General features: G+C 68.5%; 20 protein-coding genes and 1 pseudogene. 7 read left to right on the top strand and 14 right to left on the bottom strand.

From position 1 onward, the window contains the following. Positions 1–29: 29 nt before the first annotated feature. On the bottom strand, positions 30–200 hold the full coding sequence (locus tag ACIRG9_RS13200; protein ID WP_402854541.1) for a hypothetical protein: 171 nt from the start codon (positions 198–200) through the stop codon (positions 30–32). Between the two features lie 94 nt (positions 201–294). On the opposite strand from ACIRG9_RS13200, the gene ACIRG9_RS13205 reads away from it, so the two are divergent. Next, a complete protein-coding gene (locus ACIRG9_RS13205; RefSeq protein WP_402854542.1) occupies positions 295–2442 on the top strand; it encodes a class I SAM-dependent DNA methyltransferase in 2148 nt (715 codons plus the stop codon). Positions 2443–2606: 164 nt separating this feature from the next. On the opposite strand, the gene ACIRG9_RS13210 is transcribed toward ACIRG9_RS13205, so the two are convergent. Together ACIRG9_RS13210 and ACIRG9_RS13215 are read right to left on the bottom strand one after the other, a co-directional pair. Further along, positions 2607–3329 (bottom strand): hypothetical protein, encoded by a 723-nt coding sequence (locus ACIRG9_RS13210; protein ID WP_402854544.1) that lies wholly within the window; start codon positions 3327–3329, stop codon positions 2607–2609. Positions 3330–4294: 965 nt separating this feature from the next. Next, complete coding sequence (locus ACIRG9_RS13215) at positions 4295–4462, bottom strand: hypothetical protein (protein ID WP_402854546.1); 168 nt, start codon at positions 4460–4462, stop codon at positions 4295–4297. Between the two features lie 99 nt (positions 4463–4561). Between ACIRG9_RS13215 and ACIRG9_RS13220 the strand changes: the two are divergent. Beyond that, a pseudogene (locus ACIRG9_RS13220) lies at positions 4562–5679 on the top strand (IS630 family transposase). Between the two features lie 69 nt (positions 5680–5748). Continuing rightward, positions 5749–6126 (top strand): MmcQ/YjbR family DNA-binding protein, encoded by a 378-nt coding sequence (locus ACIRG9_RS13225; protein WP_402854548.1) that lies wholly within the window; start codon positions 5749–5751, stop codon positions 6124–6126. Positions 6127–6367: 241 nt separating this feature from the next. Here ACIRG9_RS13225 and ACIRG9_RS13230 read toward each other — a convergent pair whose 3' ends face one another. Further along, entirely contained in the window at positions 6368–6742 is a 375-nt protein-coding gene (locus tag ACIRG9_RS13230) for a GNAT family N-acetyltransferase (protein WP_402854550.1), read from the bottom strand. A gap of 314 nt (positions 6743–7056) precedes the next feature. On the opposite strand from ACIRG9_RS13230, the gene ACIRG9_RS13235 reads away from it, so the two are divergent. After that, positions 7057–9903, top strand: coding sequence for a BTAD domain-containing putative transcriptional regulator (locus ACIRG9_RS13235; RefSeq protein WP_402854552.1), 2847 nt, complete (start codon positions 7057–7059; stop codon positions 9901–9903). Here ACIRG9_RS13235 and ACIRG9_RS13240 read toward each other — a convergent pair. The 5 genes from ACIRG9_RS13240 to ACIRG9_RS13260 all read right to left on the bottom strand — a co-directional run bounded on the left by ACIRG9_RS13240 (position 9840) and on the right by ACIRG9_RS13260 (position 13814). Next, positions 9840–10433: a S26 family signal peptidase gene (locus tag ACIRG9_RS13240; RefSeq protein ID WP_402854553.1), complete on the bottom strand. Its 594-nt coding sequence runs from the start codon at positions 10431–10433 to the stop codon at positions 9840–9842. The two genes, ACIRG9_RS13235 and ACIRG9_RS13240, sit on opposite strands and share 64 nt — an antisense overlap. Next, complete coding sequence (locus ACIRG9_RS13245; RefSeq protein ID WP_402854555.1) at positions 10430–12262, bottom strand: ABC transporter ATP-binding protein; 1833 nt, start codon at positions 12260–12262, stop codon at positions 10430–10432. The genes ACIRG9_RS13240 and ACIRG9_RS13245 overlap by 4 nt, the downstream gene beginning before the upstream one ends. Positions 12263–12333: 71 nt before the next feature. Beyond that, positions 12334–12858, bottom strand: a complete 525-nt coding sequence (locus ACIRG9_RS13250) for a hypothetical protein (protein WP_402854556.1) — start codon at positions 12856–12858, stop codon at positions 12334–12336. Between the two features lie 20 nt (positions 12859–12878). Beyond that, positions 12879–13451, bottom strand: a complete 573-nt coding sequence (locus ACIRG9_RS13255) for a MauE/DoxX family redox-associated membrane protein (RefSeq protein ID WP_402854558.1) — start codon at positions 13449–13451, stop codon at positions 12879–12881. Between the two features lie 165 nt (positions 13452–13616). Further along, the gene (locus ACIRG9_RS13260) at positions 13617–13814 is read right to left on the bottom strand and encodes a hypothetical protein (protein WP_402854560.1); all 198 of its coding nucleotides are present in this window, start codon (positions 13812–13814) and stop codon (positions 13617–13619) included. 330 nt (positions 13815–14144) lie between these two features. On the opposite strand from ACIRG9_RS13260, the gene ACIRG9_RS13265 reads away from it, so the two are divergent. After that, positions 14145–14768, top strand: a complete 624-nt coding sequence (locus ACIRG9_RS13265; RefSeq protein ID WP_402854561.1) for a hypothetical protein — start codon at positions 14145–14147, stop codon at positions 14766–14768. A gap of 95 nt (positions 14769–14863) precedes the next feature. Here the strand turns inward: ACIRG9_RS13265 and ACIRG9_RS13270 are convergent, their stop codons facing one another. The 4 genes from ACIRG9_RS13270 to ACIRG9_RS13285 all read right to left on the bottom strand — a co-directional run bounded on the left by ACIRG9_RS13270 (position 14864) and on the right by ACIRG9_RS13285 (position 17201). Further along, complete coding sequence (locus ACIRG9_RS13270) at positions 14864–15502, bottom strand: hypothetical protein (RefSeq protein ID WP_402854562.1); 639 nt, start codon at positions 15500–15502, stop codon at positions 14864–14866. A gap of 95 nt (positions 15503–15597) precedes the next feature. Then, positions 15598–16122, bottom strand: coding sequence for an RNA-guided endonuclease TnpB family protein (locus ACIRG9_RS13275; RefSeq protein ID WP_402854564.1), 525 nt, complete (start codon positions 16120–16122; stop codon positions 15598–15600). Positions 16123–16491: 369 nt separating this feature from the next. Further along, complete coding sequence (locus tag ACIRG9_RS13280; RefSeq protein WP_402854566.1) at positions 16492–16839, bottom strand: thioredoxin family protein; 348 nt, start codon at positions 16837–16839, stop codon at positions 16492–16494. After that, entirely contained in the window at positions 16809–17201 is a 393-nt protein-coding gene (locus ACIRG9_RS13285) for a MerR family transcriptional regulator (protein ID WP_402854567.1), read from the bottom strand. Before ACIRG9_RS13285 ends, ACIRG9_RS13280 begins: the two co-directional genes overlap by 31 nt. A 370-nt stretch (positions 17202–17571) precedes the next feature. Between ACIRG9_RS13285 and ACIRG9_RS13290 the strand changes: the two genes are divergently transcribed. After that, a complete protein-coding gene (locus tag ACIRG9_RS13290; RefSeq protein WP_402854569.1) occupies positions 17572–19041 on the top strand; it encodes a hypothetical protein in 1470 nt (489 codons plus the stop codon). 22 nt (positions 19042–19063) lie between these two features. Continuing rightward, a complete protein-coding gene (locus ACIRG9_RS13295) occupies positions 19064–19186 on the top strand; it encodes a hypothetical protein (RefSeq protein ID WP_402854571.1) in 123 nt (40 codons plus the stop codon). 120 nt (positions 19187–19306) lie between these two features. On the opposite strand, the gene ACIRG9_RS13300 is transcribed toward ACIRG9_RS13295, so the two are convergent. Further along, the gene (locus ACIRG9_RS13300; RefSeq protein ID WP_402854572.1) at positions 19307–21796 is read right to left on the bottom strand and encodes a S8 family serine peptidase; all 2490 of its coding nucleotides are present in this window, start codon (positions 21794–21796) and stop codon (positions 19307–19309) included. Between the last annotated feature and the right edge of the window lie 55 nt (positions 21797–21851).

Raw genomic sequence — 21851 nt, forward strand, 5'->3', positions numbered from 1 at the left:
TTCGGTTGTCGGAACGAGTGGCGGGCGAGTCAGCGGGCTCCCGAGTCCTCGCGGACATCGCGCGGCTGCAGCCGTACGCCGGGCGTGACGCACTGCTCGCGGCGCAGCAGCTCGCCGAGCACGCGGATCTCGGACACCCGGCGGTCCTGATAGAGCTTCGCGAACTTTCCGATGGTGGTGCTGCGCCCACGACGCGGCATGGCTCCTCCATGAGAGGTGTAGGTCGGGATTCACGAGAACCATAGCCATTGTGAAGCGTGTACACAAGCGATTGCGTCATGATAGCGTTCACGTGTGACGAGAGAGGCGAGCATGCTCCCCACCGAGGCAACCCTGACCGCCAGCGGCATCGCGCGACTGGCCAACGTCGGCAGGGCGGCCGTGAGCAACTGGCGCCGCCGGTATGCCGACTTCCCCACCCCCGTGGGCGGCACCCCGACAAGCCCGTCGTTCGACGCCGGGGAGGTGGAGCACTGGCTGCGCCGCCACGGCCGGCTACACCAGGCCAGCACCGAGCAGCAGGCGTGGCGGCACATCGAGAGCTACCAGCCCGCGGCGCAGATCAGCGACGTCCTCAGCATCGCCGGCGCACACCTGCTGGTCCGCGCCGACCAGACCGGCGCCGCCGGCGACAGCCTCCCCACCCCTGAACAGCTCGTCACCCACCTGCGCACACTCGACCCCGGCCTGGCCACACTGGTCGATAACGTGCTGCCGAAGCAGTGGACCGCGCAGCTCACCACGCTGCTCCGCACGGTCGACCAACTCAGCTCAGAACAGAACCCCGAAGCCGCCTTCGAACACCTGCACAGCCAGTACGTCACCTCGGCCCACTCGATGTCCGGCCTCGCCGGCACACCCGACAGCGTCGCCGAGGTGATCCTGACCCTCGCCGGCTCCGGCACCCGAACGTTCGACTTCACCAGCGGCACCGGATCGATCCTGCGCATGGCCGCCGACCAGGCCCTGCAAAGCGGCACCACCACACGCTGCTACGCACAGGAAATCAACCCGCAGTACGCCGTGATCACCCTGCTGCGGCTCTGGTTCGTACACCTGCGCGCCCGCCGCGCCGGACACGACACGCAGCCACCCGTCGTACACATCGGCGACAGCCTGCTCGCCGACGCGCTGCCAGACCTGCGGGCCGACGTGGTCGTGGCGAACTTTCCGTTCGGCGTTCACGACTGGGGCCACGACCGGCTCGCCTACGACCCCCGCTGGACCTACGGCCTGCCCCCACGCACCGAGCCCGAACTCGCCTGGGTGCAACACGCCCTGGCCCACCTCTCCCCCGGCGGCACCGCCGTCGTCCTCATGCCGCCGGCTGCCGCATCCCGTCCAGCCGGCCGCCGCGTTCGGGCCGAACTGATCCGCCACGGAGTGCTGCGCGCGGTCATCACCCTGCCCGCCGGCCTGATGCCACCGACCGGCATCGGACTGCACGTCTGGGTCCTCACCCAACCCGACCCGCACCAGCCACCCGCCGGCGACCTGCTCATGGTCGACACCACAGCCGCCCCAACCAGCCGCAACCTGTCGGACACAGTGCGAACCGCGTGGCGGGCCTACCTGTCCGACCACTACGCCGAACTGCCCGGCGTCCACGGCGCCGTGCCCGCCATCGACATGCTCGACGACCAGGTCGACCTGACCCCGCAACGCTACCTGCCGCAGGCCAACGACCTCGCCACCAACCCGGCCCAGACCCTCGCCAGAATCAGCGACTTCGACCAACTCCTCGACCACATGCGACACATCCTGCCCGCCGTACAACAAGCACAGACAACACCGCTACGCGCCGCCCGCCAAGCCGACATCGCCGACCTCATCCGCTCCGGCAGCATCACCGTCCAACGCGCCGCCTCCCGCAGCCGATCAAGCAGCGCCACCACCAGCACCGCCGTACTGACCGCCGCCGACATCCTGACCGGCGGCCCGGCAACCGGATCAGCGATCCGCGCCACCACCGACGACCCAGGGCCCCAAGTACGCGCCGACGACATCCTCGTCCCCGTCATCGGCAACAAGATCAGCGCCCGAGTGGCCACCCCCGACCAGGTCGGAGCCGAACTCGGACCCGGCACCCAGCTGATACGCATCGACACGGCCCGCTTCGATCCATGGTTCGTCGCCGGTGTCATCTCCCGCACCGACAACCTGCGCGTCGCCGGCCGAGCCGCCAGCACCGCCAACGGCACTCTACGCATCGACATCAGGCGACTCGCGATCCCCGTGCTGCCACTCGACCAGCAGCAAGCGTACGGACAGGCATTCCGCCAACTCGCCGAGTTTCGCACCACCCTCGACCGGGCGGCAGCAACCGGAGCCGCACTGGTCCGCGAGATCAGCGACGGCCTCACCGCAGGCGAACTCGGCCTCACTCATACTGGACCAGCGCGGACAGAACCACGGCGGGCTGACCCCCGCGTGCGCGGGTAGCAGGCGACTATCGTGATCGCCGACATGGTCGGCATCCGCCCTCGCACCGCCAACCGATGGACCCAATTCATTGGCGACAATTGGTCCGACTGCCTTGCCACCTGCAGCCCTAAACCTCGTCGTGGTCGATTTCCACCGCTGGTCCGGGCCGGAACGCGCTGCAATCAAGCACCCTGGACCAGCCCCAAGGCATACCACAGCAGCGCGCCAGCCGTCGCGGCGGCGACGGTGGCGGCGAGCAGCATCGGCCAGTCCCGGCCGAGACGGTGTGCCACAACCAGCCACGCCAGTACAGCCAGCGGCAGCACCACTCGCACGATCTCCCCGACCGCGACGCCGTAGAAGAATGGATCACCAAGGGCGAGCAGACGCCACGGCGGCGCCTGCACGATCGCGTGCCAGCCCTCGGCAGACAGCAGCCCGCACGCGACACCAGCGGCAAGGGCGGCGCGGCGGGTGCTGTTGGCGCGTACTGCGTGGCCGAGCAGCCCGAGCAACGGGCCAGCGAGCAACGACCCGGCCAGCCACACCGCAGTCATTACCGCGACCGAGCGCAGTCCGGCCATGTTGGCCGAACTGCCATCCGCCAACGTGCCACCGCTCCACCGGCGGCTAACCAGCAGGATGAGTAGGTAGTACAACACGGTGGCCAGAACCAGCAGGCCGGTGGCGCCCGTGATGGCGCGCCACGTGGCATCCGCATACCGTCCGGCCAGGACCGCGGCCAGCCCCCAGGCGAGTCCGCTGGAGGTCAGCGCGACCATCACATGGCCGGCGACGCCGTCAACGGAGTCGGCGGCGAACGCCAGCAGTCCCAGTGCGGTCGCGGCGGCGGCGACGTTCGCGGTGTACGCGGCCCGGCGCTGCTGCACGGCGGTGTCGGTCATGCCCGACCTCCTCGGATTCGGCAGCGCAGCGTAGCTGGACCTGGTGGTACTGGTCAGCTGGGCGGAACACCGCACCTTTCCAATACCTACTTCGCCAGTGCACCCGGATCGTCACCGAGGCGATTGTCGGTGGGGTAACCGGCGGCATCGCACGGCTGTGGTGGCTGCGGGTCGATTCGCGCCGGGCCATCTGGGCGAGTTGACGCAGCAGGTGCCGTTCGAGATGGTCGATTCCGTCCTGGCCGAGACCGGCAGTGGCCCCTCGACATCTCACACCACTCCCCCGCCGTCCGCCGACCCCTTGCGGACTACCTCCGGACCGCTGCGGGTGGCCTGCCTAACCGCCCATGTGCCACCATCAATCGGTGGCCGACCCCGACGCCTGGTCCCAACCTGGGAACCAGTCTTCTCTGGCGCATTTCCTGCGCCCCCTGTTCCTACCTGCTGCGGCCCTCGCGGTGTCGGCGTGGCTGGTTGTCGGTCTACTCGTCTCCATGGCGGTGGCTGCCTACGGCGCTGACGTCCCGGAGAACATGACGGGCTTGGCCGTTGCAGTCGTTCTCCCGCCAACGCTGGTGGCTGCTTTTGGTCTCACCTCCGTCGCGGCGTGGTGCTACTCCGGGACCCGGAGCAGTCGGGCCTTCAGGGTGATCGCAAACGGGTCAGCGGTTGCGGCAGCTGTCGTGGCTGGCCTCTGGTTCTGGGCCTCTGCTACTGGAATCGTCCCCTAAGATCAGCGGATTTCCTCGTCGGGCAGTCCCCGACCGTCCAACCTTCTATCTACAAGGGTGCCGTACGAAGGCCCGGAGTGGACAGAGAACGAGGACGAGAAGAACCGGTCATGCCAGGGAACATGGCCCTACCTGGAGACGGGGATCCCACCCGAGGATCGGCCGCTCCTCGACGATCGTTGATGCCTGTGCCCGCTTGCTGCCCCGGTGTGATCTTCTGACCGAACCTATGCCCTATTGCCGGTCGCTCTGAGAACTCCTAACAGGATGATCCGCGCGGGTGCGTGGGCCGTCCCGCTCCAACACGGCCGACTCAACGTTTGCCACGAAGGCCGGCGGCAGGATCTGCGCATAGCGGGCCACCGCCACGTCGCAGGCGCACTGCGGCATCTCCTCGATCACGCACGCTGGCTAGTGCCGTGACCACGAACGTTCACGGTGTTGGATGACACGCCGTCCGACCTGTCGGCCGGGCGGCGCCGCGGCGGTCAGGCTGTGGCGGTGGCAGATCCTGTACGCGTGCGGCGGCTGAGTGATCACGAAGGTCAGCAGCTGCTCAGAATCACCCGCCGGGGAACCGGTTCACCGATCCGACTACGTCGGGCCATGACCGTGCTCGCGTCTGCCAGCGGGAACACGGTGCCGGCGACCGCCCGCCTCGTCCAAGCCGATGAGGACACGATCCGGCAGGTCATCCACCGGTTCAACGAGATGGGGATGGCCAGCCTGGACCCTCGGTGGGCGGGTGGCCGTCCCCGCCAGATCAGTCCTGACGAGGAGCAGTTCATCGTCGAGACGGCCAACACCCGCCCCCGAGAAACTGGGGCGTCCGTTCACCCGGTGGAGCATCCGCAAGCTCGCCGATCACCTGCGGGTTCATTCCACTCGCCGGATCGCGGTGGGTCGGGAACGGCTGCGGCAGATCCTGCACCGGCACCGGATCACCTTCCAGCGGACGAAGACGTGGAAGGAGTCCACCGACCCGCAGCGTGAGGCCAAACTCGCCCGGATCGAGTACGTCAGCAGCCATTTCCCGCAGCGGGTGTTCGCGTTCGACGAGTTCGGGCCCCTGGTGATCCGTCCGCAGGCCGGTACCGGGTGGGCGCCGGCCGGGCACCCACATCGGCTGCCCGCGATACCACAAGCTGCACGGGGTCCGGCAGTTCCACGGCTGCTACAGCGTGGGCGACGACCAACTCTGGGGCGTCGTGCGGCGCCGCAAGAGCAGCGCGAACACCCTCGCCGCGCTCAAGTCGATCCGGGCCGCCCGTCCGGACGGGGCGCCAATCTACGTGATCCTGGACAACCTGTCCGCGCATAAAAACGCCAAGATCCGGGCCTGGGCGGGCCGGAACAAGGTCGAGCTCTGCTTCACCCCGACCTACGCCTCCTGGGCCAACCCGATCGAGGCCCAGTTCGGGCCGCCACGCACCTTCGTGATCTCCGGCTCGAACCACCCCAACCACCCCGCGCTGACCCGGAAACTGCAGGACTACCTGCGGTGGCGCAACGCCAACGCCCGCCACCCCGACGTCCTGGCCGCCCAACGCCGCGAACGCGCCCGCATCTGCAGCGAACGACAACGACGCTGGGGCCAACCCACCACCCGCGCAGCCTGACCCAACACCCCAAACGTTCGTGGTCACGGCACTAGGCTGAGCCGATGACGGCGTGCTGGAGCGACCTCGATGGCTGACGCCGACGACGTCCGTCGACTCGCACTGGTGCTGCCGCACGTGGTCGAGATCAACAGCGACGGCTTCGACTTCCGGGTCGGCGGCAAGGGATTCGTCTGGTCTTACCCGGAACGCAGACCCGGCGCCTCGCGCCGCATTCGGACCGACATCGCGGTCCTCTACGTCGGCGACGAAGCGGAGAAGCAGGCGCTGCTGCTCGGCGAGCCCGAGGTCTTCTTCACCACGCCCGCCTATGACGGGATGCCCCTGGTCATGCTGCGGCTGGCAATGGTCAGCGTCGACCGCCTGCGGGAACTCGTCACCGACGCGTGGCACATGCGCGCCCCGGACGAGATCGTCGGTGACCTCGATGACCACACCGACTCGTGAGTCCAGACCTGGAGCCGCTGGCCGGGCGACCGTCGATGTGATTGTCCCGAACGGCAACGGACTGGGCGCTCTCTCCGCCGCCGTTGTCATCATGGCTGCGCATCGGGGCGTGGGCGGGTAGCCACCACGCTCCCCAGTACGCGCTATGCCGAGATCAGTGGCCGTCGTGGTCGGATATTGGATTGCTCGCTCGCCTGGGCGACGACGAGGAGCGTGGTTCGGTCGCGAATATCCGCGCCGTTCAGGACGGGTACGCGTTGCCAGGCGTCGTTGCGATCAGCACATCGGCAACCGGCTTCCAGCCGAGCGTCCTGTACAGACGCTGACCGTCCTCGCTGGCGATGAGAATGCCCTGTTCGACGCCTTCTTCGATGGCAGAGCGGGCAAGTGCACCCATGACCGCGCTGGCTAGGCCCTTGCGGCGATGAGCCGGCATGGTTTCGATCCGGTCTGCAACCGCATCCGTACCGGCCAGTCCCATCGTCCCGCGCGCACCGATTTCACCCGACTCGTGCCGTACCGTGGCCGTGACCCCGCTGTCGCCTCCGCGCGAGTTGACCTGGGTGGCGTAGTTGTCCTGCTCCGCAAGCGAGTCCTGCTGGCCTGACAGGGTCACTCCCGATCACGGAAAGTGGGCCAGACCCAGATCCCGTTTTCAGGCGGAGCTGACAGTTGCCGGTAGCCGGCCGGCAGCATGGTGCCGCCGGCCCAACGACGCCTATACAATGCACCTCACCTATATCAACAAGTGATGATGGCTGAGGGGGATCTGCTGCGTACTCGGGTAGCCCCCATCGGCCTGTTCCGGTCGACGGCCGGGCCGGCCACAGGCGCGACAGTCCCGACCGTACCCGCTCTCGGTGACCTGGGCGCGTGCCGGTGAACGAGCATGTGGCGAGTGGACGGATGGACGTCTCCATACTGGGCCCCGTGCAGCTACGCCGAGACGGTGTCCTGGTCCCGCTGGGTCCACAGCTCACCACGTTGCTCGCCATCTTGCTGTTGGAGCTCGGCAAGCCGGTGCCGAGCCGGCGACTGGCGACACTGCTGGCCGGCGACGACGTGTCGGACGCCGCGCGGGCCACCCTCCGCAGCCATGTCGCCCACCTGCGGCGTGCCCTCGAACCCGGTGAGCGGGGGCGGCGTGGCAAGGGGCTCATCGCCACGGTTGGCCACGGCACCGCGGCGGGATACCGGCTGGACCTGGAACCGGCGTGCGTCGACGCCGTCCGGTTCGAGGAGTCGCTCCGGGAGAGCCGTCGACTGCTGGCGCTCGGCGATACCGGGCAGGCCGACCGGGCCGTCGCGATCCTGCGCACTGCGCTCGACCAATGGCACGGCGAGCCCTTCGCCGACCTCGCGGACAAGCCCTTTGCGTTGGCCGAAATCGCCCGACTTCAGGCAGTTCGCCGTGCTGCACTGCTCACTTACGCGGAGGCAGTCAACGAGTTGGGGCGGCACGCCGAGGCGATGGGCGACCTTACCGGCGCGGTGGCCGCCGATCCGTACGACGTGGGTCTGCGCTGCGTGCTCGCCCTCACCCTGTACCTCGACGGCCGAACTGACGAGGCGGCGGAGGTGTGCCGGCACGGCCTGGCGCTGTTGGGTCGCCGGGGCATCGATGCACCGGAGCTACACGGCCTACAGCGCGACATCCTGCGGCGGGAGGTGCAACAACCGACCGGCGGGTCGGTCAGCCAGCCCTCGGTGCCCCGGATGCTGCCTCCGGACCTGCCGTGTTTCGTCGGCCGGGCGCAGGAACTTTCCACCGCGGAGGCCCGGCTGATCGGCCGTGACGAGCAGCGGTCGGCGATTCTGCTGGTCCTCGGTCCGGCCGGGGTCGGTAAGACCAGTTCGAGTCTGCGTCTGGCTCACCGGCTGGCCCCTCGATTCTCCGACGGGCAGCTCTATGCCAACCTCCGCGGCTTCGACGCCACTGCCACGGCGCTGGCGCCGACCGAGGTGCTGCGCGCCTTCCTCGAGGCACTCGGTGTGGCACCGGAGCAGATTCCGACCAACCTCAACGCACAGATGGCCAGATACCAGGCCCAATTGCGGGACCGACGGATCCTGATCATCCTCGACAACGCCCACAGCGCCGACCAGGTTCGGCCATTACTTCCCTGCTCGACCACGTGCGTGACAGTGGTGACCAGCCGGAATCGGATGTCATCGCTGATCGCCGTCGACGGCGCCCACCCGCTCACCCTGGGCCTGTTGGACGAGGAGGAGGCCGGCCAACTGGTCCGCGACCGAATCGGCGCCGACCGCGCCGGGAAGGAACCCCAGGCCGTCTCCGAGATCACCCGGCTCTGTGCGGGCCTTCCGCTGGCCCTGTCCATCGCGGCAGCCCGGGCCGCTGCCAACCCCCAGTTCACCCTCCGGTCCCTCGCCGACGATCTTGCCAGGGCCGGTGTGCTGGACCGGCTCACCGACAGCGACTCGTCGATGGACGTACGCGCCGTGTTCTCCTGGTCCTACCGGGCCCTGACCCCGGCGGCGGCTCGACTGTTTCGGCTGCTCGGCCTACATCCCGGCCCAGAGTTCAGCGCCGCCTCCGCGGCCAGCATGGCCGGTGTGAGCCGGCGCGCGGCCAACGCCCTGCTCGCCGAACTGACCGGTGCCCACCTGGTTGGGGAACCGGTTCCGGGCCGCTACGTCCTGCATGATCTGCTCCGGGCCTACGCGGGCGAACTGAGCGAGGCCGAGCCCGAGCGGCGGGCTGCACTGCGCCGGGTGCTGGACCACTACCTGCATTCCGCCGTCGCGGCGGACAGGGTGCTGATGCCGTACAGGCAACCGGTTTCGGTGGTCGCACCGGAGGAGGGCGTGACGCCCGAAGACATCGCGGAGGGTGACCCCCTCGTCTGGTTCACCGTGGAGCATCAGACGCTGATCGCCATGGTCGGTTGCGCCGCCCAAGCCGGTCTCGACCGGCACGCCTGGCAGCTGGCCTGGGCGACGGCCACCTACCTCGGCCGGGGCAGCTACTGGCACGACGTTCTGACCACCCAGTCCCTGGCCCTGTCGGCGGCGTCCCGCCTCGACGACCGATCGGCGCAGGCCCAGTGCCGCAGGGAACTCTCCCACGCGCTCTCCGGGCTCGGGCTACCGGAACAGGCGCGGGATCAGCTGCACCGGGCACTGACCGATCTCGTCGACGCCGCGGATCCGAGTGGCCAGGCGTACATCCACCTGAGCCTGGGTTGGCTGTGTGAGTTGCAGGGTGATCGGCGGGCGGCGACACACCACGACCAGGTCGCGCTCGAGCTGTTCAAACGAGGTGGCGACCGCAGCGGGCAGGCTCGGGCGCTGAACGCGGTGGGTTGGGATTACGCGCAGGTCGGCAGCTATCGGCAGGCCATCGGATACTGCCGGCAGGCGCTGTCACTGCACGCCGAACTGAGCGATGACGCCGGGGCCGTGAACACCTGGCACACCCTCGGCTATGCCTACCACCAACTGGGCGAGTACACCATCGCCGTCGAGTGCTACGAGCAGGCACTGTGCCTGAACGTCGGACATCGCTTCAAGGAAGCCGAGGCCCTGGCGCATCTGGGTGACTGCCACCATGCGCTGGGGGACATAACGGCCGCCGCGACCAGTTGGGGACGGGCGTACGCGATCATGACCGAGCTGCACACCGACGGCGTCGATGCCGTACGGGCCAAGCTGGAACTCTGCGGCACCCGGACAAGGATGCCGGCCGCCGGTCATGTCGAGGGCGAGCGACGGGCGTTGAGAACCGCGCCCAGTACCCGCTCGCCGGAGAAGTAACCCATTCGCCGCGAGTCGAAGCTTGAGCCTGGATTGTCGCCCAGGAGTACGACCATGCCTGACGGTACTCGTTCTTCGGCCAGCGCCGGCACCCGGTCACGGGGCACCGGATCACCAGGCACCGCCGCCACCCTCTTGATCAGCCACCGGCGTCGGCCCACCTCGGATGCCGAGGCACCGTCGCGCAACAGCGGCAGGTGCCATTTGCCGTCGAGGGACGGATACTCCACGACCACCACCTGTCCTACGGCCGGCACGCCGCCCCGCCGGACCAGCACCCGGTCGCCGTCCCGGTAGGTTGGCTCCATGCTGGCGCCGTGCACGGTCACCGCGACGAGACGACGTGTCAGCAAGCACCGTCCGAGCAGGACCGCGCCGGCCAGGGCCGCCGACACCCCGCAGATCAACATCCACGCGTACGGCCACAACGCTACTGCCAGCAAGGTCCCGTCGAGGAGGGTGAGGGCGCCGACGGCCTGTGCCGTCAGCGTCTGGTCGGACGGCGTACGTCCGACGGGTTCTTCGATCATCTCGCCTCCGTCGTCAGCGCGCCCTCGGCGTGTTCGCCGTAGCCGGACGCCTGAAGGTCGAACAGCCTGCGGTAGGTGCCGTCGGCCGCCATCAGGGAATCGTGCGTGCCTCGTTCCGTCACGCCGCCGTCGGCGATGACGACAATCAGGTCGGCGTCGCGGAGGGCGCCCAGCCGATGCGAGATCAGCACGCTGGTCCGGCCCGCGCGGTGCCGCAGCAGGCGGTGGTGGATCTCGTGCTCGGCTGCGGCATCGAGCCCGGCCGAGGGCTCGTCGAGGATCAGCAGGTCCGGCCGGTCCCGCAGGAAGGCGCGGGCAAGCGCCAGCCGTTGCCACTGGCCACCCGAGAGGACCACGCCGGTGGTCGGATCCTGCTTGTCCGCCTCCTGGTAGAAGATCCTGGACAGCAGGGTGTCATAACCGTGCGGTAGCGCGGTCAGCACGTCATGGATGCCAGCGGTACGCGCTGCGGCGGTGATCCGTCCTCGCTCCGACAGGGCGGTGAGATCACCCAGAGCGATGTTCTCCGCTGCGGTCAGGTCGTAGTGCATGTAGTCCTGGAAGACGGCGCCGATATGGAGCCGCAGCTGGGCCGGATCAATCTCGCGGATGTCCACCCCGTCCCAGAGAACCTGTCCGCGGGTGGGGTCGTGGAACCGGCACAACAGCTTGACCAGTGTCGACTTGCCGGCACCATTGAGCCCGACGACCGCGAGGGTGGCGCCGGCCGGGATCCACAGGTTCACCCCACGCAGGACCCACGGCGCCTCGATGGAGTAACGGAACCACACGTCCCGCAGCTCGATGCCCCGCCTCAGCTGATCGACCGGCTGTGCGAGCGAGGTGACGGGGAGGTCGGGCGGACTCGTCGTCACCGCCACGTAGTGGTCGAACATCAGCAACGCGTGGTGCGCGCGGGCGATCTCCGCAGCCAGCGTGGCCAGCGCGTTCTGCACACCGGCGACCGCCGCGACAAAGACGGTGATGTCACCTACCGTGATCCGGCCGGCTGCCGCGGCGTGGACCGCCCACAGCAGGCCGATGCCGGCGACGACCGCGGACACGAGCGCCAGGCTGATCTGCGCCAACAGCTCGCGGCGGTCGTTGACGTGCTTGGCCCGGTTGACCGTCCGGCGGTCGGCCAGCATCCGGGCCCGCAGATGACCGCCGGTGCCGAACAGTCGCACCTCCTTTGCCGCCGCGGAGGTGGAGAGCAACTGGCTGTAGAAAAACTCGCGGCGCTCCGCCGGCCCGATCCGCCACTGCATCCCGGCCCGATAGCGGGCAAGCAGCATCTCGGTCGCGAGCATCGGCACCGCCGACGCCAACACCAGCACGGCCAGCATCGGACTGAACAGGTAGAGCGACCCGAGGAAACCGGTGACGGTAAGCGCCGTACGGGCGGTGCCCAGGACACCGTCCACGACCTGGCTCGGGGTGGTGCCACCGGTCTGCTGGGCGAGCCGGAGTCTGTCCAGGAACTGGGGGTCCTCGAACCGGTCGAGACCGACGAAGCGGTCCACCGCCGTGAACAGCCGTTCCTGCGCGAGCAGGCCGACCGACCGGTCCAACTCCGCCCGCAGGTACCGGGTGAGCTGCGGCGCCGATCCCGCCACCATGCCGGCGACAGCAAGTGCCAATCCGATCTGGGTCAGGGCCTTCGGCGCCGCGTCGTCGGCGAGTCCGTCCAGAATCCCCTTGGTCAACCACGCCACCAGTACGGGCAGCACACCGGCGCCGAGCAGGAGCACCACGTACCCCAGCAGGGTCACCGGGGCGGCGCGGGCGACGAGCAGGCAGGCCGTACGGATCCGGCGTGCCGACCGCACCGGTGGTGCCGACGCCCCCGACCCACGGCCGGCACCCGCCGCGGCGCCGCTGCGCCGTGTCCGCCACCCGGTCATGCCGGGGTCGGCGCCGTTTGCTTGATCCGGACCACCCGACCGGCGTCGTCCGGACCGACCCACATCATGGTGGGATAGGTGAAGGCCCGGAAAGCGTTGCTGAGGGGACCGCCCTTCGGCTCGACCACGACCCGCGCCACTGCGGCGAGTCGCTCGGCGAACCCATCGGCATCGTTGGCGCCGGCCGCGACGACAGCGAGCACCTGCTCCCGGCCGCCAGGCACCCGCCGGGCGTGCTCGACGAGTTCGGGCAGTTTTTCCCGACAGGAGTCACAGGACGTGGAGACGAAGGCCACGAAGGTCTCCCCCCGCAGCAGCTCGCGGCGCACCGGTACGCCATCGGTGTCGACCGCAGCGAAGTCGCCCACCGGATCGGCGATGCCCAGTTCGGCGGAGAGCCCGGCCTCGTTGGAGAGCAGCGCCGTGTGCTCACGGAGACGCTTGAGTACGCCGAAAGTGAGTAGGAAGTTCACCGCACCGAGCAGGCCCACGACCAGAACGGCCGCAACAAGAATGGTCATCTGTTGCTCCTGAAGAGTAGTCAACGACTGTGGGTGGTAAGTCGCGGATCGTGGTCGACCCTGCGGAACAAGGCCACCAGATCGTCGGATCTGGTGGCCAGGAAGCCCAGCAGCAGGCCGACGAAGCCGGCGAGCACCAGCCCCGCCGACCGGAGGGAGCCGGGTGGTGACGCGACCGGCGCGAACGCCGCGACGGCTCCCCCCGTCGCCAGGCCGGTGAGCAGAATGTTGCGGACGATGTGCCTGCGGCCGAGTCTCTCGGTGGTGGCGCCGAAGCATCGGCAGTTGCTCGCGGTCCCCCGTTGTACCGCGATTCCCACCCCCACCGTGAAGATCCCGAGCAGCAGGGCCGCACCGACGAGCGCAAGGCTGGGAACGAGCCCCGTTGGCACCGCCAACGCCGCACACAGCGCACCCTCCACCACCACCAGCACGATCGCGGCCGGACGGACCAGGCGTCGCGGCAGTAGTCCGACGCCGCGCAGAGAGGAGACGAAGGCGGGGAACGCACCCCGTCCCCATAACTTGCCGACCGAGGACGCCAGGAATACCAGCCCGATCGCGCACCGCACGGTGATGGCCAGATAGTGCATCGCTGTTCCCTTCGCTTCGACTCGTTGGCGCCTGGCCGCCCCGGCCGAGGCTCGACCACCCGTTTCCGCCCGTGGATCCCACATCGGAGCATCGGCTTTGCGGCCTCGGCCGGAGGCAGGAAGCCGCATGGCGACAGCGATCAGTCGCCCTGCAGCCTCAGTTGGTCAGCAGCCCTTGCACAGGATCCACTCACCGGGCTGGTCGATCTCCCCGACGGTGCAGGCGTCGCAGGGCAACGCCCTCCCACACCGGCTGATGCACTGCCAGCACGAAGGCCAGCTGCCGCAGCCCGCCGACGCATTGATCTTGGGCACGAACATGGCCAGCAACCGGCCGCCCACGCCCTCGATGATTCCCCTCATCCGAGCCTCCCGACATACCCGAGGAGCACCGTGCTACCTCTGAGGAACACCCTGCCGAGCCGTGGTGCAAGGCTGGTGCAAGGGCCGTGGAAGAGGTGTGGAAGCACGACTGGCATGCGCTCCGGCTGGCGTCGATCGGGCTGCCGTTCGAGGTCAACGGCCCGGCGGACCGCCCACCTCAGGTCAACAGCCGCACCGTTCCGGGCCGCTGCAGCTGCAGCTGCACCAGGCCGGTCCGAGACGCGATCATCACGAGCCGGACGGGGTCGTGTCCGCCCAGGGTCACCGCCGCCCAGTTGATGTACTCCAGAAAGGAGCCCAACTGCTGGCATGGATGACGTCGCACCAGCTTTCGCTGACGCTGACCAACGAGACCCTCGCCTTCGCGGCCTGCTGCTCATCCCCGCGGTGCTCGCGCTCTACCGAAGCCTCGACGGACCCCAACGGCCATGGGCCGCATTCGGCTGCGCCGTGCTCGCGGCCGCCGTACCGATCATCCTCACGCTGGCCATCATCCGCGGGCGGCTCATGTACCCCGTCTACGGCATCGACACCAACGATCCGGCCACCGTCGCGCTGGTCGTGTCCCGCTACTACGGTGGCGCCCACGAGGTCACCCTGCTGCTGGGCGCCGCACTGATCATGCTCGCACTCACGATGCGGCGAGGAACCTTCGGCCGTACGGCCGCAGCCTTCGGGGTCGCGGCGGGCGCGCTGCAGATCGCCGGGGCCTACCCGTGGCTCACCGGTCCCCTAATCGCTCGATCGCGCAGGCAATGTTCGCCGCATGGCTCGTCTTCGTCGGCACAAAACTCACACGTTTCCCGCACACCGTCACGGCGGCACCGACCGCTCAAGTCGCTCGTCCCAGGCTGCCGTAAGGAGCGGATCTGCCGCGAGGAGCGCGGTCATACCGACGTGAGTGCACCCGACGGCCGGCTGGCGTCCAGCTGATGATCGCTTCGGCTCACCGATGAGTGGCTCTAAAGTCCGGTGCCGGGGTTACGCCTACCGTGCTGCCGGTATCGTCTTCCGCCGCGAGGTGCGGTCTATGGCGTCCGTGGTATCGATCTATCGGGGCGCATGCCACGGCGCCGCGGGAGATCATCGTGGCGGGTGATGACGCCGGCGAGGTAGACGGCGGGGACGAGCATCAGCAGGTCGACGGCGATCGCGACCAGTTCGATGCGCGGGATCCGGGCGGCGGGGAAGAGGACGGCGCCGGCGGCGAGCATTACCCCGGTCCACAGCGGGACTCGGCGGCTGACGAGCAGGTAGATCGCGAGGAGCAGCAGCGTGAGCGGGAACGCGGGCCCGCCGATCCAGAAGATCACGTTGGCAACCAGCGGATGATCGCCCAAGCGGTCCAGGGCTTCGCGGTGGCCGACGCCGTACATGGCGTTCATGACGCCCTGCAGGCCAAAGGCCGCGCCACCACAGACGGCGCCGTAGGCTGCCAGCACCATGCCCCAGCCGGCGATCCGCGGTGCGTCTCGTCGGATCACCGCGGCGATCCCGGCGAAGCCGACAATCCAGGCGACCGATCCCAGCACCAGCAGCGTGCCGGCGACCAAGCCGTACTCAGCGTCGCCGACCCAGAAGAAGTCGGCTGCGGTGAACAGGACCGGTCCGGCGATCAAGCACACCGCGGAGGGCAACTGACTCGAGGACAGACGTTGGCTCGCCATGACACCCGATTGTGGTGCCGCGGTCGACAAAGGTCACTGCGGCTGCCCACCCATTCGGCGGTAGGGCTGTCCGTACCGTTACCTTTCAGTGAGCTCTAGTGAGCGGCTGATTGGTATGCCCCGCCTTGCGGTGGGGCGGTCCCGGCCTTACCCGCCTGGGCGGTGCCGGGTTGACGCTTCACAGCCACCTGCCCGCCGGAGCGGGTCTTATGGTCGGCTCCACGTCCTGCCACCGGGCCACTCCCGGCGGTGGTCTCATCGCGCGCGGTCGCGGCGAGGTTGCGTGCGGCGGTGAGGTCCCGATCGAGGACGAGGCCGCAAAAGTTGCAGGTGTAGGTCCGCACGCGCAGCGGCAGCTTGGCTTTCACTGCGCCGCAGCCCGAACACGTTTTGGAGGACGGGTACCACAGGTCGGCCAAGATCCGCCGACCGCCGTTCCATTCGGCCTTGTACCCGACCTGTCGGCGGATCTCGGCGAACCCGGCGTCGGCGACGTGTCGGGCCAGGCGCCGGTTGCGCAGCATGCCGGCCACGTTGAGGTCTTCGACCACGATCGTGCCGTACCTGCGGGTCAGTCGGGTGGTGAGCTTGTGCAGGCCGTCGCGGCGCAGGTTCGCCACCCGGGCGCCGGGCCACTCCTGACGGAGTCCGAATTCCTCCCCGGCCTGAAGGCCGGGGCATCCTTCGGAGGATCAGGTGACCTAAAGGAATTGCTTCACCGTGGTAGTGAAGACCAGCGAAGACCAGCCCGTCGTGGATAGCGGTTACGGTCGGGCACGGTGTAGTCGATGGCCTGGACCAGGCGGGCGAGGTCGTCGGGGACCGCGCCGCCGGCAATGACGGTCTGCGCCGGCCGGCGGCGGCGTTCGGCGCACAGCCCGGGCCGGTAGATCAACGCCAGGTAGGAGCCGTCGGGTGGCCGCGACGCTCGGGGCCGCGACGCCGGAGGCCCCGGCCGCCAGGGGTACCGGCGGTCGGGGATCCGGCGGTCAGGGCTCCAGGTGGCGGGCGAAGCTCAGCCGGAGGTGGTTCTTCGGTCGGGCACCGACGATCGAACCGACTACCTCGCCGTCCCGGAACACCAGCAGGGTCGGCAGGGACAGCACCCCGTACGCCCGGGTGGTCACCGGGTTCTCGTCGGTGTTGAGCGTGGCGAAGAGCATCGCCGCGCCGAACTCCTCGGCGAGCTCCGCGAGGTGCCGGGACACGGCACGGCAGGGTGGGCACCATTGGGCCCAGAAGTCGACCACCGCCGGCCGGGCGCTGGCCAGCACCGTCGCGGCGAAGGTCTCGTCGGTGACCACGGTCAGCTGGGTCTGTTGCGTATCCTGAGGCAATTTTCCTCCCGATCGGCGATCGCGCGGGCGAGCTGGTCATGCAGTTGTCGCCGTACCGTGCCGAGGCGGTCGAGGTAGTCGTCCACCTCGGCCAGCTTGCGGCGCAGCACGGCGACCGAGTCCGGGCAGACGTCGCCGGAGCTGTGGCCGGCCCGCAGGCAGGCCACGAACGGCCGGATGTCGTCGAGGTCGAAGCCCACCGCCAGCAGCGCCCGGATCTCGTGTACGACGCGAAGCTCCGCCTCGTCGTAGACCCGGTAACCGTTCGCCGAGCGGCGCGGTCGTACCAGCCCCCGGGTCTCGTAGTACCGCAACGTGCGGGTGCTGGTGCCGGCGCGTTCGGCCAGCTCACCGATCAGCATCCGACCTCCCTCGTTCGCCCTGGTCGCCACGGTAAAGGTTGCCGCCGGTGTCAACGCAACAGGTGAGCGCAGGTACCGGCAGGGTATGCGGGGCGCGGCCGGCGGTGGACCCGCCGGCGGTTGCGGAGGTAGAAGATAAGGACACGCGAGGTGACGATCCCGGTCCCCGACGACGGTTTGCCGGCCGACCTGATCATCCCGGCGGGCCTGGTACGTCGATGCTGCGCAGGCCTCCCAGGTCTACAAACTCGCGTTCGTCAGCAGGTTCGACTGGCTTGGTAACGCGGAGTTAACCAACCCGGGGCGGGCCCGCCTGTGCTGAACATGCCAGACTCGGTGACGGCGCAACGGATGCGGAGAGGGGCGGCGGATGGCTGATGACGCGCCGACACCGGTCCACCTGACGAAGGTACTGGACGGTCTCGCCGAGAACCCGGCGCTGCCGGCCGGGCTGGTCCGCCGGCTGGTGCGCTACCGGCACGGTTTCGGCCACGTCGCCAAACGCGCCGACCTGACCCCGGACATGATCGAGGACATCCTCGCCTCGGGCCACCACTGGCTGCTGCACTCGCTCGCACTCAACGGCCAGTTGCCGCACGCCGTCCGGATGCGGCTGGCCGCCCATACCGATCCCGGCATCCGGGCTGCCCTGGCCGCGGGCGCCCGTGACGCACCGCGCGAGTTGCACGAGCGACTCATCGACGATCCGGACACGCGGGTACGGGAATACCTCGCCGAACGCGACGACATACCGACCGATCTACTCGCCCGACTCGCCCACGATCCCGACCCGAAGATCCGGGCCACGCTCGCGCGGTGGTGGACGCAGGCCCCCGACGCGGTCCGACGGATCCTGCTCACCGACCCCGTCGACGAGGTCCGCGCGGCTGCCTGCTCGACCTACTACGCGCGGCTGCCGCACCCGGTGCCGCCGCCCGACCTCGTGGCGGGACTGCTCGCCGACCCGATCTCCCGCGCCGGGGCCGTACGCCACGCAGTCCTGGCCCCGGAACTGGCCGCACGGCTGGCGGGTGACCCCGACTACCAGGTTCGCCGCCAGGCCGCCGAGCACCCGCAGCTCCCCCCACCACTACGGGACCTACTCGCCGAGGATCCCAGCGCGAACGTACGCGTGGGTGTCTTCAGCCGCCGGGACACACCCGAACCGGTACGCCACCGGATCTATACGCAGATCCAGCAGGGCGATCGCCCGCTGACCGACCTGCCCGACGACGAACTCGACGACCATGCGCTGCTGCAGCAGTTCGAGGACCACATGGCCGTCGCCGAGCTGCGCTACCTGCGGCTGGACTGGGTCACCACCGACCCGATGCCGCACGTGTCCTCGCCGTACATCTGCTTCCGGCGCTCCGCGGCACGCAACCGGACGCTGCCGGCCGACGCGGTCATCCAGCTGCTCAACGACGACGACAGTGGCGTACGCACGACCATGGCCACGCACGCCCCGCAGCTGGTTGACCCCGCCACGGCCGAGCGCATCGACCGTGAGTTCCGGCCGGACAAGAGAACACGCTGGCGACCGGCCGACCTGTTCACGTTCCCGCCGCAGACCCTGCGCCGGTTGGCCACCGACCCGGATCCGCGGATGCGGTGCCTGGCACCCCGGGACCTGGACCTGCCCGTCGAGTTGACCGAACGCCTGGCCACCGACCCCGACAACGCGGTTCGCCGCGCCGCCGCCGGGCATCCCAACCTTCCAATCCACGCACGTCGCGCCCTGCTCGCAGATCCGAGCGAGTGGGTGGCGCACGCGGCAGCCGCCGCAGCGACCCTGCCCGTGGCCGAGATGGACCGGCTGCTCACCCTCGCCGGTGTCTGACCGCCCGACCAGCCTGCGACTGATGCAAGCGGTCCGGGACGACACCGTCGACGCGTTCGTCGACGCCCACCCGAGATGGGTGGCCGACTCCGAGCCGGCGGTGCCCGCCCTGTGGGCGCCTGCTCCGCCGGCCGCCACGGAATGAGGGCACGGGGCGGGCCGGACGAATTGGTGGGCCGCGACGCCGATCTCTCGGCGTCGCGGCCCACCTTTCCTCACGGTCCCTTCACCTCGACTCGACCATGGTCAAGCCGCAGGTCACGGCCTACTTGCCGTTGTTCGGCACCGGGTGCATGACGGTCAGCGTCATGCTGTTGTTCTTGTAGGACACCCGGAACAGGTAACCGCCCGCGTTCAGGGCCCGGTTCTCGGGCAACGCGTGGAAGGCGCCCTTGATCGAGCTACCGCTCATGATCGTGAACACGGTGCCCGGGGTCAGCTTGCCCCGCACGTCCAGGTCCAGCTCGCCGTCCAGCACCAGCTTGCCCGCCGCCCGGACGCTCGTGTAGTCCCGGTCGCCGGAGATGGTGACGGCGACACGACCCTGTCTGCCGACGGTCACGTTCCCGCCGACGTTCAGGACGTTGCCCGCAGAGGTGCCGGTGAGCTGCGCGGCCTCGTCGGACGCGAGCCCGGGCCGCAGCACGCCGCTGGTGACGGTCACACTGTCACCCACGCTGCCACTGCCGCCGAGCGTGCCGCCCTTGACGTCGATCGAGCTTGCGTGCGAGCCGGTGATCGAAAGCTTACCGCCTTCAACCGTCGTGCCGCCCTCGTAGGTGTCGTCGCCCGTCATGATCAGCGTCCCGGGGCCTTGCTTGGTGAGAGAAGCCGTGTAGAGGTTGTTGTCGATGTTGTTCTGAATGTAGGCCGCGCGCTCGTCCATCCATTCCTTGCGCCACTTGACGGCGTCCTCATAGGTGATCTTGTCGTACAACTCGGGATGGCCGTTAGTGATAGCTTGGATGTGGGGATCACCCAAAATGCCCTGAAGCATGAAGGCATGTTTGTCAAGCGTGCCGTCCCGGTTCAGCACGTTGGGGCTGAATTCACCGGCGTAGGCAACGCCTTGCTCCTTGTAGCCCGCCAGCCACTCCAGATCTTCCTTTTCCCTTTGCTTGATCGCGATCTGGCTGATGTCGTTCGACCAGACGTCCAGGGGCGCTTTATCCATGTTGTAGGTCATGGGGCTCAGGAGCTGGCCGGGGCCGTACATGCCCTTGGCCAGATCGGGAATCCCCCAGCCCCAGCGTTCGTCCGGAAGACCGTCGGGAGCGGTCCAGGCGATGGATGCTCCGGACGGGGAGGTTTGCCCGGTGCCGAGGAATCTCACGCCGTCGGACATCTTGTTGTTCGCCGTGGTGAACATCAGCTCACGCACCTGCTTGGCGTCCATGTTCGGATAGCGGGAGAGCAGAACCCCCATCACCGCTGTCGCAACGGGCGTCGCCGGTGACGTGCCGCTTGAGTTCGAATAGCTGGTGTCACCACCGCTGCTCGTGGTCCGAACGTTGTTTGAAGGGGTAGACACGTTCCACCACTTGGCGAGCCCCGCCTCGTTGTACCCGAACTGCTTTGTGTATTCGGGATTGGTCGCAGTGGGCGGTTGCACCCCGCCGACCGCTACCCACTGCTTTTCCGCCAAGGGATTGAAGAGGGGATACGCCGGGCGAAAGTACGGGTTGCTCCAGTCGTTGTTGCCGGCCGACCTTGCGTTGACGGCACCGCTGTCCTTGATGGCGTCCCAGATGGCGTCCATAAAGGAACGTCCGGGGTAGTTCGGATTGTATTGAATGCCGCCTTCCGAATAGCTTTTCTTGAAGAAGAAGTACTGGTACTCGAGATCCTTCAGGTACTCGTTGGGGACAATGGTCGCCATTGCCGTGGCGCTGGCGCTGTCTTTGCCAGGCAGTTGGTAAGCGTTGGCGAGGTTGCCGTTGACTCCAAGGTCGTTTCCCAAGCCGTCATAGCGGGCTCTGTCAAGAGTCTGAACATAAGAGCCCCAGCTGCTGTTGATAACCTGAGCGCCCGCGTCGACCAGGGCCTTATTGGCCGTATACCAGTACACGTAATCGTGGAAGGGGCCGTGGGACTGGCTATCGGAACCGCCGGTCTTGGCAACAAACATCTTCGATCCAAAGGCGATGCCGTGCTGGTCTACACCATCGCGCACGCCGGAGGTGACGCCAAGCATACCGGTCCCGTGCGAGTAGTCACTTGCTCTCGCCTGATCACCGGCCACAGTGAACCACTCGCCCGCAGTAAAAGGGTTCGTCGGGGTCGCGCCACGATACCCGTAGCCGGACGTACCGTAGACACCCTCCCCTGTCACCGACTCGATCCGCTCGGTCTGAAATGCTTCGTGTGTAGGCCTGTAGCCCGAATCCATCATGCCCAGCGTGACGCCCTGCCCGCAGTACCCCAGGGCGTAGGCGGTGGACGCGTTTACCGCGGCGAGCTGCCAAGGGGAATTAACCGCCGTGCCAGGAGTAGAAGGATTATGGCCGGTATAAAAACCATATTCCGGCGTTTCCCAACTGGCTTTAGCGGCGTCTAGCTCCCCTGGACTCGTGGCGACAAACCCGGGGTCTTCTGGATACGACCACTGCGCGCAGTCTTCCGGGTACGACCACTGCGCGCTGGCCGGGCGTTCGTCGGCCCCCGGCCCGGCCAGGGCACCGGTCGCCGGCAGGCCGGCGGCCACGACCGCCAAGGCCAGCACCGAGCCGCGCCCGGCAAGCTTCCCTCTTCGCATCTGCGTGCTCCTCCTCCCCACACCACCCGTCGACCAGCGGCTCGAGGTCCCCCTC

This window comes from Micromonospora sp. NPDC093277 (assembly GCF_044765245.1).
Lineage (GTDB): Bacteria > Actinomycetota > Actinomycetes > Mycobacteriales > Micromonosporaceae > Micromonospora.